This is a genomic window from Pseudomonas sp. St290, assembly GCF_018325805.1.
GTDB lineage: Bacteria > Pseudomonadota > Gammaproteobacteria > Pseudomonadales > Pseudomonadaceae > Aquipseudomonas > Aquipseudomonas bijieensis.
This window is the reverse complement of the sequence record NZ_AP014703.1, coordinates 2209490-2222195: the sequence shown is the minus strand read 5'-3', so window position 1 is coordinate 2222195 and position 12706 is coordinate 2209490. Positions and strand designations below refer to the sequence as shown.

The window sequence follows — 12706 nt, the reverse complement described above, 5'->3', positions numbered from 1 at the left end:
TAAGACATTCCCCTCACAGAGACAACAAGCGACCGGAGCGCTTCGCCCGCTCACCGCCGCTTGCGTGAAGCCAGCCGGATCCAGGTGGGCGCGTGGTCGCTGGGGTGGGGTTGGTTACGGACCCAGGCGTCCACGCCGGCCTCGCTCAGGTAGGCGCTGGCCGTCGGGTTGAGCAGCAGGTGATCGATGCGCAGTCCGGAGTTTTTCTGCCAGTGCTGGCGGAAATAATCCCAGAAGGTGTAGATCCGCTCGTCCGGATAGAGGTGGCGCAACGAATCGGTCCAGCCCTGGTCCAGCAGCCGCTGGTAGCACGCGCGGCTTTCAGGCTGCAACAGCGCATCCTTGAGCCAGGAGCGCGGGTTGTAAATGTCCATGTCGGTGGGCACCACATTGTAGTCACCGGCCAGCACCACGGGATGATCACTGGCCTGCAATCCTTGGGCATAGTCGATCAGCCGTTCGAACCACGCCAGCTTGTAGTCGAACTTCGGACCCGGTTGCGGGTTGCCGTTGGGCAGGTAAAGGCAGCCCACCAGCACACCATGGACCGCCGCCTCCAGATAGCGACTGTGGCTGTCGTCATCCCCGCCGGGCAGTCCTCGGCGGCTCTCCAGCGGCTGCGCGTCACGGGCCAGGATCGCGACACCGTTCCAGGACGCCTGCCCGTGCCAGATCGCTCCATACCTCACCGACTCCAACTCCGCCGCCGGGAAATCCTTGTCCACGGCCTTGAGCTCCTGCAAACAGACGATGTCGGGGCTCTCCCGCTCCAGCCATTCCAGCAGGTTGGGCAGCCGGGCACGGATGCCATTGATGTTGAAGGTCGCGATCCGAAGGTTTTTCATAGGTCCAGAATCCGAAAAGCCAAGTCACAGTTGTGACCGACAACCGGACGCAGTGGTTGCACAGGTCTTCAGGAACCCGCGCCCCATCATCGAGATTCCAACCGATCTCAACGATCCGAGCGCGCCAGCGTATCGAGCCCACCTTCCGTCGATAGCACCGCCACGCGGTTGCGGCCGCTGTGCTTGGCCTGGTAAAGCGCCGCATCGGCCCGCTGGATGAAGATTTCGATGCTGTCCAGGCTGCTGGGGACAAAGGCATAGCAGCCCAGGCTTACCGTGAGGTAGCCGGTCGGGGAGCCGGAATGGGTGATGTGCCTGTCGATGACGTTGCGGCGGATCTGCTCGGCCAACGCCATGGCCCCCGAGAGATTGGTGTCGGGCAACAGCACCGCAAACTCTTCGCCACCATAACGTACCGCCAGATCGGCCTTGCGATGGCAACTGCTCTTGAGCACCTTGGCCACTTCCGCCAGGCAATGATCCCCGGCCACGTGTCCATAGGCGTCGTTGTAGCGTTTGAAAAAATCGATATCGAGCATGATCAGGCTCAAGGGGCTGCGCTGACGGGCGCCCCGGCCGAACTCGATGTCCAGGGCCCGCTCGAACAGGCGGCGGTTCGCCAGCCCGGTAAGGCTGTCGTGCGTGGCAATCAGCTCCAACGCTTCCTGGGCCTTGCGCAAGTCCGCCTCGATCCGTTCGCTATTACGGACCTGCCGCACGAATACCCAGCCGAACAAGCAAATGCCCAGCACCACCAGGCCGACAATGAGGCTGGACTGGAAAGCCCTGTCATGCCAGCCCGCCAGGATCGCCTCCTCGGACATCGCCGCGGTGACCACCAACGGATAAGCCTGTAGATGTTGATGCCCATACAGCCTGACGACACCATCGATGGCCGAACGGATGAGTGCATCGCCAGCCATGCCGCTGGCCAGGGCATGGTTGTAGATATGTTCCTCGGACAGCGGATGACCGATCCGTCCCTCATCGAAGGGACGCCGGGCCAAAAGCGTCCCGTCGGACAAAGCCAGGGCCATCTCGCCTTGATCATCCAGATTGAAGCTTTTGAAGAATCGGTCGAAGTACGACATTTTGACGCCGGCCATCAACACGCCCAGGAAGTTGCCATCCTGATCATTCAAGCGTCGGGAAACCGGGATGATCCAGTCGCCGTTTTGCCGACTGCGGATTGCCGGGCCGATATGGGCGACCAGGGAGGCGTTCTGTTGGTGGAAAGCAAAGTACTCCCGATCTGCCACCCCTGGCCCCCTGTGCAGGTTGTCAAAGGAGGTCACGACCCAGTGACCGTGCTTGTCGAACAGGAACAGGCCATGCAATTGCTCAAGCGACTGCACGCGTCGGGCAAAAGTTTGCTGCAAGCGTGGTTGTACCGCGGGGCCGAAGCCGTCGACTTGGATCCAATCCGTCAAACTGGCCAACACCAGATCAGCCTGGAGAAAGGTGTCCTGGGCCTGCTGGGCCATGGCCCGGGCAAGAGTGGCCGAGGCGATGCGGGCCGACTCCAGATCCTGGCTGCGAGACTGCTCCAATTGCAGGTAAAGCAAACCGCACAGGCACAGGCACACCGCCGCGATAAACGTCACCGCTGCCTTGAGCAACGGCAGGCGTTTCAAGGCACCGCCAGGGGCATGGAAAGGATCGAGAATAGGGATAGGCAAGCGAGTTCCTGAAGAGGGCAAAACATGAGCGAATTCGCTCAAAGCCCCCAATATTCGAGAGCTTAGCCTACCGCTTGTGAGGCGGCAATTTGCCTGTGCAGCGGCGCCGATGGGTGGCTTGAGTGGATCCAAAAACCAGCCTGACAGCCGATAAAAATGCCCTCTCCAGGGCCCAGAGTTTCCCGCACCAAAGGCCAGTGGTTTGGGGTGCTCACCGCACAGGCGGCACTCGGATTTCCCCAGCCCGGCACTGTGTCCTGACACCCTTGCCACACGCGGCGAACGCCAGGTCCTTGTCCATGCAAACCCGCACTTCCGACAGCTGCGGTCCGCTACAAATCACCGCAATGCCATCAGGCGCGATGCCTGGATTGTTTTGGCGGAACAGCCGGATGATCTCCTCGGCTTCAAAATAGTACGAGGAATTGAACGGTTGCAGCTGTGGTGGGATTTTCACTGCCCCCAGGGCTTTGTCGGCAACCTCCAGGTAGCCCATGGCGCCGAGGCCGCTGCAAGTACCATGCTTGGACCACTCATGCGCCATCAACTTGCGGGTAGGAAACAAGGTCAGGCCCTTCTTCTGCTCCTCTCTCGTCAAAGGCACCTGAGGCGCACAGGATTGCGGCCAGCCGCCCTTGGTGTATTGCGGCCAGAGGCCATGGAGTACAAAGCCGTAGCCTTTACCGGAGCACTGTGCGTCATTCTGGTGAGTCAGGCAGAACGTCGGTGACCAGGACAGCGCCAGCAGGTAGTAATCGAACACTCCGGCCACGGATTGCGCCCGTGCATTGCCAGATTCGCGGGCATTGCCCACTCCCATGCAGCCCAGTGTCAGTACGATCAGCACGGCCACGGCAAGACGTTGTTTCATTGACCCACTCCTTGGGGCGATTGTGCGAAGACGGGATGATCCGGCGATGACCGTTTCAATTTGGTGTTTCAACTCTCTGGAGGGTTGTTTTTTTACAAGCAAACCTCGCCGGGGGCTATCTAAATTGCGTAACGCCCCATAACGTAGATCGCCCTTGACTTTTAAGTGCCCGTCGCCCATGAGCAAACCGATCCGCCCCCATGACGAACAGCCCCTGAGCAGACCCGACACCGTCAGCCTGCGCGAGGCCTTCTGGTTCTGGCTCAAGCTGGGCTTCATCAGTTTCGGCGGCCCGGCGGGGCAGATCTCGATCATGCACCAGGAGTTGGTGGAGCGCCGACGCTGGATTTCCGAGCGACGATTCCTGCATGCCCTTAATTACTGCATGTTGCTGCCGGGGCCAGAGGCCCAGCAACTGGCGACCTACCTGGGCTGGCTGATGCACCGAAGCTGGGGCGGGGTGATTGCCGGGGCGCTGTTCGTGCTGCCCTCGCTGTTCATCCTCATCGCGTTGTCCTGGCTGTACGTCGCCTTTGGCGAGGTGCCGATAGTGGCGGGCATTTTCTATGGCATCAAGCCGGCCGTGACAGCAATCGTGGCGCATGCAGCCCACCGGATCGGCTCCCGCGCACTGAAGAACAATTGGTTGTGGGCGATCGCCGCGGCATCGTTCACCGCGATATTCGCCTTTGATCTCCCCTTCCCTCTGATCGTCCTGGGTGCGGCTGTCATCGGTTATTTCGGTGGCCGCTGGGCACCGGGGAAATTCAGCCTGGGCGGTCACGATTCCCAGCACCAATCCTTCGGCCCCGCATTGATCGACGACGATACGCCGCCCCCGGAACACGCCCGATTCAGCGCCGCCAGGTTGACCCGTCTGGCCGTCATCGGTGCCCTGCTATGGCTATTGCCGATGGGCCTGCTGACCGCCGTGTTTGGCTGGGGCGGCACGCTTACGCAAATGGCCTGGTTCTTTACCAAGGCCGCGTTGTTGACCTTCGGCGGCGCCTACGCGGTTTTGCCCTACGTGTTCCAAGGGGCCGTCGGACACTTCGGCTGGCTGACGCCGACACAAATGATCGACGGCCTGGCCTTGGGCGAAACCACTCCCGGGCCGCTGATCATGGTCGTGGCCTTTGTCGGTTTCGTCGGCGGTTATGTGATGCAGGTGTTCGGTCCCGAACAGGCCTTTCTCGCCGGGGCCGTCGCCGCCACGCTGGTGACCTGGTTCACGTTCCTGCCTTCGTTCCTGTTCATCCTGGCCGGCGGCCCGCTAGTGGAATCGACGCACAACACGCTGAAATTCACCGCGCCGCTGACGGCGATTACCGCAGCGGTGGTCGGAGTGATCCTCAACCTGGCGTGCTTCTTCGGTTACCACGTGCTCTGGCCCAACGGTTTTGCAGGTGCCCTGGACTGGCCGTCGGCAATCATCGCCCTATTGGCGGCCATTGCGCTGTTTCGCTACAAGCGCGGGGTGATCCAGGTGTTGCTGGCGTGCGGTCTGGCCGGGCTGGCGGTGCATTTGCTGCGCTAGACCAGGCGTTTGCTCAGGTACGTCGCCGAGGCCGGACACAAGGTCTTGAACTGGGCCGTCGCCCTGATCGGAGCGGGCGCCAACGAGCGATCCTGCACCTGATAGCCCTGGTCGGTAAAAAACGCGGCGGCGCTGTCGGTCAACAGGTGCAGCCGTTCTGCCCCCTCACGTTTCGCAAATGCTTCGATAGCGGCCAGCACCGCCGCACCAGTGCCCTTTCCCCGTTGCCCCTCAAGGACAACCAGCGAACGCAGCAACCGGTCGGCGCCCTCCCCCTCGATGCCACCAAACGCCACATCAACGCCTTGTTGGCTGAAGCTAAAGAACTGTCGACCGGGATACGTCAGGTCATCCACGGGTAGACCGGCCTGGGCGAGCGCATCGCGCAATGGTCCCAGGTCGTTATTGCTCAAAGCTGTCATTCGCATGGTTGATGCTCGCTGCAGTGTCCTGCCCTGATCATCGGGCACGCCCGAATTTGGTTACAACTCACCGGGTGCATCGGGGGATGGGGTTCAATAGGATTGCTCGAAAGTAAGCCACTGGCGTACATTAGCAATGATTTTTATTGAAACTCCAATTTTTACCCGTCGGGTCAAAGAACTGATGGATGACGATGATTTCGCTGTCCTACAGAAAATACTGGTCTGCAATCCTTCCGCTGGTGATGTCATGGAAGCCACCGGAGGGATCCGAAAGATTCGTATCGCAGCCAAAGGCCATGGCAAACGGGGTGGGGCCAGGGTGATCTACTACCACTTCGTCCATGCTTCGCGGATCGCATTACTGATGATATATCCGAAAAATGAACAGCAAGACTTGACCGTCGATCAACGCAAAGCATTGAAATTGATTGTCGAGCACTGGAGATAACCATGAGCAAATTTTTCGATGAGCTGATGGAAAGCGTACAACAGATGGATGAAATCGTCCGAGGCGAACGCCAGCCGTCACGGGAGTTCATCGTCGATGCGTTGCAAGTGAAGGAAATACGCAAGGCTACCGGCCTGACCCAAGCCAAGTTCGCAGCACTGATCGATGTCCAACTGGGCACGCTTCGCAACTGGGAGCAGGGACGACGCGAGCCTACCGGCCCCGCTAAAGCACTGCTGCGGGCGATTCATAATGATCCGAAACACGTGATCAGCGCCCTAGCCGTTTAAGCATTGCCGAAATGAACAGAACCTCTCAAGCACTGCTTCCATGGGCGAAGGTGCTCGCTCCCAACACCACCCCATGACCCAGCGCAAATGAACACCCCGCCCCATCAGCTAAGCTCAACCTATCATCACGACAGGGAATCGACATGAGCAAGGCAGACGAGCTAGCGGCCAAACTGCGGAGAACCCAGCAAACCCGCGCCGATACCGACAACTGCGCCGACCTGGCGATCGAGCATTGGCCCGCCCAGGTCTACGAACTGTACCGCCAGATCGAAATCTGGCTGGCGCCGGTGTGCGAGGCTGGCCTGGACATTCGGCGCAATCCCACCCACGTATTTGAAAGTCATTCCAGCGGTTCGACGTATAACTACGCCATCGATCAACTGGTGATCGAAGGCAATCATCACCGCATTTCATTCGATCCGATTGCGCGTTTTTCTCCCCAGGGAGAAGGATGCATCGAGGTCCATATGAAGGGACAGGAGCACTGCATCGTGCGCACACTCGGCGAGCATGGGGAATCGCTATGGCGTCTCCAGCCGCTTCGGTTGACCGGGCAACAACCTGACCCAGTGACACTGGACGAGGACGCCCTGCTCTCCCTGATAGAGGAAGGTCTCGGGCTATAACGCCAATGGGCGACCTTAAGGTCGCCCATTGTTGACGGGTTTACGCCCGCGTGGATTCGCCTTCACGGGCACGCTTTTCCCGTATTCATCCCACCACGCCGTCAGCGCCTCCATCGTCGGCCCGAGCCCACGGGCCTTTTGCGTGATCTCGTATTCAACCCGCGGCGGTACTTCGGCGAAGACAGTGCGCGACACCAGGCCATCCCTCTCCAGTTCACGAAGTTGCGCCGTCAGCATGTGCTGAGTAACGCCGGGAATGGCCTTGCGCAGCTCCCCGAAGCGATAGATCCGCTGATGCAGCAACCACATGATTTCCAGCTTCCACTTGCCCGAGAGCAACGCAAACGCACGGCGCATTTCCTCGTGCATGTTGACCTCGGCATTTTCATTAGTCTGGTTTTCCATACTAACCATCACTTTTTCATCCTTCTTGCGGGCTTTCATGTTAGGCGACATTCTCGCTCTATGTCGATTCAACCCAGCCCACTCAGGAAAATACTCATGATTGAACACTCCCTCTATTGGATCAGTACGACGGCGCTGGCCCTGCTTTACCTGGCGTCCGCAACGCTATACGTCACCAAGAAGGCATGGGTAGGCCAGGCGCTGGCCGACCTCGGTTACCCCAGCTACCTGGTACCGATGCTCACCGTCCTGAAAATCCTCGGAGTAGTTGCCATTCTGTCGCGCACAAGCGTAGCGCTCAGCGACCTGGCCTATGCAGGCATGCTCTATCATTTGCTGCTGTCGGCGTCCGCGCACCTGAGTGTGCGCAAGCCGCGCGGCGCCCTTCCGGCGGCAATAGGCATCCTGTTGCTGATCGCCTCCTTCCTGACCCAGAACACTGTCCGCGAAGTGCCGTCGCCCTATGCTCCTGGCGCGGCGCAGCACCAGGTCCTCCCCGACTGACGGACTTTGCCTCAACCCATCGTGCTATAGGGCGTTGCGTGCGAAGTCGATGAAGACTCCCGAACCGCTGACCGAGCGGCCAGCGCAGTAAGGACAGCGGCAACGCCCAGCACGGCCGCACTGGTTTCGAAGGTCGCACGATAGCCACTCAGATCAAACAGAACACCGCCCACTGTCGCGCCCGCCGCGATGGCGAGCTGGACGATCGCCACCATCAAGCCACCCCCGGCTTCGGCATCGTCCGGTAGCGTACGCGCCAGCCAGGTCCACCAGCCTACGGGAGCCGCGGTGGCCACCAGGCCCCAGAGGCCGAGCAACAGGGCCGTGATCGTCACTGAACCGCCGAACCAAACAAGGGCAATGGCGATGACGGCCATCAACAGGGGAATGACGACGAGCGTCCGATACAGACCGTTTTTCAGGAATGCGCCGATCAGGAATGTTCCCAGGAAGCCTGCCACCCCGATCACCAGCAACAGGATGGAAAGCATGGACACATTCACCTGTGTCACCGTTTCAAGGAACGGTCGCAGATACGTGAACAGCATGAACTGGCCCATGAAAAATGTGCTGACCGCCAGCATGCCCAGCGCGACCGGAGCCCGGGTCATCAACCTGAAGACATTGGTACTGCCCTGCTTCGCCTGCGAAGGCATGGCCGGCAGGCGTAACAGCAGCCAGACCAGAGCGACGGCAGCAACGGGCACGATGCAGAAAAACGCGCCACGCCAACCGATGATCGCCCCAAGGAAGCTGCCCAGCGGCGCAGCAATCACGGTTGCCAGGGCATTGCCACCATTGACGACGGCCAGTGCCTGCGGAACCTGGTTGTCCGGCACCAACCGCATGGCCGTGGCCGCCGACAGCGACCAGAAGCCACCAATCGCAACACCGATCAACGCGCGCGCCACCATGAATGTGGCGTAGTTGGGCGCCAGTGCGGCCACCGTTCCAGAAACGATCATCAACAGGGTCAGTCCTGACAGTAACCACTTACGGTCGACCCGGGCGGCAATCGAAGCAATGAACAGACTGGTGATCAGGGCAAAGGCACCAGAGACGGCAATGCCTTGGCCGGCCTGCCCTTCGCTGACCTGCAGAGCAGCCGCGACCGGCGTCAGCAGGCTGACTGGCATGAACTCCGAAGCAACGAGCACGAACGCGGCAAGGGCCATGGCAAATACCGCGCCCCAGGCGGGCTGGCCTTGTGGCAATGAGTTATCGGTCATTGGGAGAAAATCCTGTGTTTCTTGTGTGGTAGCGAGCCTGCTCGCGATGACGAGGGGCACAACCGACATCACCGTCTCAGGCAGGCCGCTTTCGCAAGCAGTTGGCGAGCGGTCCGGCGGCTGTCTTCAGCCGGCCAAGGTCGCGTTATCGATCACGAAGCGATACTGGACGTCGCCCTTGAGCATGCGCTCGTAGGACTCGTTGATCTGGTCGGCGCACACCAACTCAATGTCGGCGACGATGCCGTGTTGCGCGCAAAAATCGAGCATCTCCTGGGTCTCGGGGATGCCGCCGATCATTGACCCCGCGAGGGTGCGTCGCTTCATGATCAGGTTGAAGACATTCGGCGAAGGATGCGCAGTGGCCGGGGCGCCCACCAGGGTCATCGTGCCGTCACGCTTGAGCAACACCAGCAACGCGTCGAGATCGTGAGGAGCCGCCACGGTGTTCAGGATGAGATCGAAGCTCTTGGTGTGCGCGGCCATTTCTTCGGCATTGCGCGACACGACAACTTCGTCAGCCCCCAACTGCTTGGCCGCCTCGCGCTTGGACTCGGAAGTGGTGAACGCCACGACATGAGCGCCCATCGCATGAGCAATCTTGATACCCATGTGACCTAGCCCACCGATGCCGACCACACCAATCTTCTTGCCCGGCCCGGAGTTCCAATGGCGCAGCGGCGAATAGGTGGTGATGCCGGCGCAGAGCAGTGGCGCAACGGCGGCCAGTTGCTCTTCGGGGTGACGAATGCGCAACACATAGCGCTCATGCACCACGATATTTTGCGAATAGCCACCCAGCGTCCAGCCGGGCTCATCCGGGGTCGGAAAATTGTAGGTCCCGATCATCCCGTCACAGTAGTTTTCCAGGCCGCTGTCGCAGTCATTGCAGTGCTTGCAACTGTCGACGATGCAGCCGACGCCGACCAGGTCGCCGGTCTTGAAGCCGGACACGTGGGCGCCGACCGCCGCTACCCGGCCGACGATCTCGTGGCCTGGCACGCAAGGGAATTGGGTACCCGCCCACTCGGCACGCACCTGGTGCAGGTCCGAATGGCAGATGCCACAGAACGCGATATCGATCTGGACGTCGTGCGCGCCCGGCGTGCGACGAGTGATCTGCAGGGGTTCAAGGGGCTTGTCGCCCGCGTGGGCGCCATAGGCTTGTACACGCATCATAAGACTCCATGCTGGATTGAGTGAGGTTCCATCTTCAGGGCCCAGCCTGGCCGACCAGTAGCGCATTACGCTGAGATGCTTGCCTGATCCTATGAGTTCTTCCATCGCGCGTAGGCAGCGCTTCGTTTGGCAGGTTAATGTTCTGCCTATTGCGCTTGAACCGAGATGACACCCGGACCCGACATGGCCACCCAACGCAGACCCGTACAAGAGACACTGGCGGCCATCATTGGCGCTCGGACCCCACACCCGGGCGACGTTGAAACGCCCATCGCCGGCCTCGCCTTCTTTCGACGGGAAGCGCCGGCCGCACCGGTCATTTGCATGATCGAACCGAGCATCGTGCTGGTGGCCCAGGGCGTGAAGCAGGTATGGATCGGTGGCGAGGCCTATGGCTACGACCCCGGACGATTCCTCATGACCTCCCTGGACATCCCGGCCAATTCCGAAGTGCTGCAGGCAAGCGCGGAACAGCCTTGCCTGGGTCTGGTCCTGAGACTCGACCTGCGCACGGTGGCCGATCTGATCGCCCAGGGCGGCCTGTCGCCGCCCCGTGATCGAGCGGTGGGGATCGGCGCAGGGATCGGCACCGCGACGCCTGACCTGCTGGCGCCGTTCGCGCGCCTGCTGGCGTTGCTGGATGAACCCGAAGCGATTCCCATACTGGCACCGTTGATCCAGCGTGAGATTCACTACCGACTGTTGCTCAGCGACCAGGCGGCCCGGCTGCGGCAGATTTCCTCGGTCGATAGCCAGGGTTACCGGATCGCCAAGGCTATCGACTGGTTGAAATTGAACTACACCGAGCCCGTGCGCGTAGACGACCTCGCGGCGCGGGTGCAAATGAGCACGCCGACGTTTCACCACCACTTCCGTCAGCTCACGGCGATGAGCCCGCTGCAATACCAGAAGTGGCTGCGGTTGAACGAAGCCAAGCGCCTGATGCTCAACGAGCATGTGGACGTGGCGAGTGCAGCCTACAAAGTGGGCTATGAAAGCCCTTCCCAGTTCAGCCGCGAATACGCCCGTTTGTTTGGCCTGTCGCCCAAACGGGACATCGCCGCGTTGCGCGAGCCAGCCAAGGCTGTTTGATTCATCAGTGGGAGCAAAGCTTGCTCGCGATGCAGGCACCTTGGCCTTCGGGAGACCGCGTCGGCTTCATCGCGGGCAAGCCTTGCTCCCACAGAGCTGTGCCTTCTGCGCCAACGCCACACACTTCAACGCCAGGATCATCGTCGGGTCAACAAGCGCCACCGTGTGCCCATTGATATCGAACGCCTCGCAATGCGCCAGTACCAGCGGCAACTCTGTACACCCCAGGATCAATACCCCCGCCCCCAACTCACACAGGTGCTCAGCCGCCAGCAACAATTGCTCCCTGCAGAGCCCTTGCGTGACGCCGGCCTTGATACCGCGCGGTCCGTAGATGGCGTCCATGACCATCGCCTGATAGTCGACACCTGGCGTGAGCACCTGGAGCCCGGCGTGGCGCGCCGCCTGATGATAGACCTGGCTCTGCACCGTACCGGAAGTCGCCAGCAGGCCAATCGCCTTGCCCGAACCATACTTGTGCACAATCCACTCCACCGTCTCGGTCAGCATGTTGACGATGGGTACCCTCAGGTGCGCCTGGATACGCTCGACGAAGGCGTGGGCGGTGTTGCAAGGAATCGCGATGGCGTTGGCACCCGCGCTTTCAAGGCGCTTGCAGGTGGCGTACATCGCCATTGTCGGATCGGTTTCATCCCGTAGCAGGTTCGCCGTCCGGTCCGGTATCTGCGGGTTTTGCTCGACCACCATCTTGATGTGATCCTGGTCCTTTCCCGCTGGTGTATTGGCCACTACCTTGGCCATGAAATCTACCGTAGCGGCAGGACCGACACCGCCGACGATGCCCAATTTGAACGGCGGGCGCCTGGGCTGCTGCTGATCCAGCGTCGCGAAATCGGCGTAGATCTCGTTGATGTCCAGCACGGTTATCCCGCGGCGCTGCAAGTCGGCACAGACCAGGGAAAGCTCGGTCATGCCGGGCAGGATCACCGTCGCCCCCTGGGCCTGCAACGAGAGGCATGCCTGGTAGACCGCTTCAAGCGGCATGCCTTCGAGATGGCCGTCCTTGATGCCATTGAGGCCGTACATTGCCTCCATTAACCCTGCTTGAGCGTCTGCGTCTGGATAAACAATCTGGAAATCCTGCCCAAAATGTCGCTCGAACAATCCGCAATAGCGCACGAAGTCAGAGGCAATCACCCCCAACGTCGTCCGGGGCGGCACCGTTTGGCTGACGTACCGGGTCAAGGCGGCCATCATGTCCAGCACGGGAATGCCCAATTCCTCCTCGATTTCAGCGCGAAAGGTATGGCTGGCGAAGCATGGGAGCATCACCGCATCAAAGCCACTTTCCTCGAACGACTTGCACACCTGGAACACATAAAACTTGCGCGACGTCATGCTCGCCCCCTGGTCCAGTGGCAGCAGCACGTCCTTGAACGGGTGCTGCTCGAACAGGAAGTGATAGCGGCCCTGGTCCTCGAGCACCGCCCGGGACTTGATCAACTTGTAGAACAGATCGCCTCCGGCCAGTGAGCCAAGCCCACCGACGATGCCCAACTTGCGCACAACAGAGGCCTTATGGCTCGACTTCACTTTAGCCTTCATGACCCTC

General features: G+C 60.6%; 14 protein-coding genes. 6 read left to right on the top strand and 8 right to left on the bottom strand.

The genetic code is table 11. The features are described 5' to 3' along the window. Positions 1–50: 50 nt before the first annotated feature. The 3 genes from xth to PBDP_RS09740 form a co-directional block, all read right to left on the bottom strand. Positions 51–845 (bottom strand): exodeoxyribonuclease III, encoded by a 795-nt coding sequence (xth, locus tag PBDP_RS09750; RefSeq protein ID WP_212802158.1) that lies wholly within the window; start codon positions 843–845, stop codon positions 51–53. Between the two features lie 107 nt (positions 846–952). Then, the gene (locus tag PBDP_RS09745) at positions 953–2524 is read right to left on the bottom strand and encodes a sensor domain-containing diguanylate cyclase (protein ID WP_212802157.1); all 1572 of its coding nucleotides are present in this window, start codon (positions 2522–2524) and stop codon (positions 953–955) included. Between the two features lie 211 nt (positions 2525–2735). Beyond that, a complete protein-coding gene (locus PBDP_RS09740; protein ID WP_116831889.1) occupies positions 2736–3395 on the bottom strand; it encodes a ribonuclease T2 family protein in 660 nt (219 codons plus the stop codon). Positions 3396–3573: 178 nt separating this feature from the next. Here PBDP_RS09740 and chrA point away from each other — a divergent pair, with 178 nt between their 5' ends. Next, positions 3574–4932 (top strand): chromate efflux transporter, encoded by a 1359-nt coding sequence (chrA, locus tag PBDP_RS09735; RefSeq protein ID WP_212802156.1) that lies wholly within the window; start codon positions 3574–3576, stop codon positions 4930–4932. Here the strand turns inward: chrA and arsN2 are convergent. Further along, positions 4929–5360: an arsenic resistance N-acetyltransferase ArsN2 gene (gene arsN2 / locus PBDP_RS09730; RefSeq protein WP_212802155.1), complete on the bottom strand. Its 432-nt coding sequence runs from the start codon at positions 5358–5360 to the stop codon at positions 4929–4931. The genes chrA and arsN2 overlap by 4 nt on opposite strands. 130 nt (positions 5361–5490) lie before the next feature. On the opposite strand from arsN2, the gene PBDP_RS09725 reads away from it, so the two are divergent. From PBDP_RS09725 to PBDP_RS09715, 3 genes are all read left to right on the top strand, one after another. Then, positions 5491–5805: a type II toxin-antitoxin system RelE/ParE family toxin gene (locus PBDP_RS09725; RefSeq protein ID WP_116831887.1), complete on the top strand. Its 315-nt coding sequence runs from the start codon at positions 5491–5493 to the stop codon at positions 5803–5805. A gap of 2 nt (positions 5806–5807) precedes the next feature. Then, a complete protein-coding gene (locus PBDP_RS09720) occupies positions 5808–6095 on the top strand; it encodes a helix-turn-helix domain-containing protein (RefSeq protein ID WP_058545613.1) in 288 nt (95 codons plus the stop codon). 143 nt (positions 6096–6238) lie between these two features. Continuing rightward, the gene (locus PBDP_RS09715; protein WP_212802154.1) at positions 6239–6724 is read left to right on the top strand and encodes a hypothetical protein; all 486 of its coding nucleotides are present in this window, start codon (positions 6239–6241) and stop codon (positions 6722–6724) included. A 15-nt stretch (positions 6725–6739) separates the two neighbouring features. Here PBDP_RS09715 and PBDP_RS09710 read toward each other — a convergent pair whose 3' ends face one another. Next, complete coding sequence (locus PBDP_RS09710; protein WP_240337723.1) at positions 6740–7168, bottom strand: winged helix-turn-helix transcriptional regulator; 429 nt, start codon at positions 7166–7168, stop codon at positions 6740–6742. 57 nt (positions 7169–7225) lie between these two features. On the opposite strand from PBDP_RS09710, the gene PBDP_RS09705 reads away from it, so the two are divergent. Further along, positions 7226–7633, top strand: coding sequence for a DoxX family protein (locus PBDP_RS09705; RefSeq protein ID WP_163854612.1), 408 nt, complete (start codon positions 7226–7228; stop codon positions 7631–7633). Positions 7634–7644: 11 nt separating this feature from the next. Here PBDP_RS09705 and PBDP_RS09700 read toward each other — a convergent pair whose 3' ends face one another. After that, entirely contained in the window at positions 7645–8862 is a 1218-nt protein-coding gene (locus PBDP_RS09700) for an MFS transporter (protein ID WP_212802153.1), read from the bottom strand. A 126-nt stretch (positions 8863–8988) separates the two neighbouring features. Next, positions 8989–10038 carry an NAD(P)-dependent alcohol dehydrogenase gene (locus tag PBDP_RS09695; protein ID WP_212802487.1) on the bottom strand — a complete coding sequence of 350 codons (1050 nt, stop codon included), beginning with the start codon at positions 10036–10038 and terminating at the stop codon, positions 8989–8991. A 186-nt stretch (positions 10039–10224) separates the two neighbouring features. Here PBDP_RS09695 and PBDP_RS09690 point away from each other — a divergent pair, with 186 nt between their 5' ends. Then, on the top strand, positions 10225–11133 hold the full coding sequence (locus PBDP_RS09690; protein ID WP_212802152.1) for an AraC family transcriptional regulator: 909 nt from the start codon (positions 10225–10227) through the stop codon (positions 11131–11133). A gap of 66 nt (positions 11134–11199) precedes the next feature. On the opposite strand, the gene cuyB is transcribed toward PBDP_RS09690, so the two are convergent. Further along, entirely contained in the window at positions 11200–12699 is a 1500-nt protein-coding gene (gene cuyB, locus PBDP_RS09685) for a cysteate racemase (protein ID WP_212802151.1), read from the bottom strand. Positions 12700–12706: the final 7 nt, after the last annotated feature.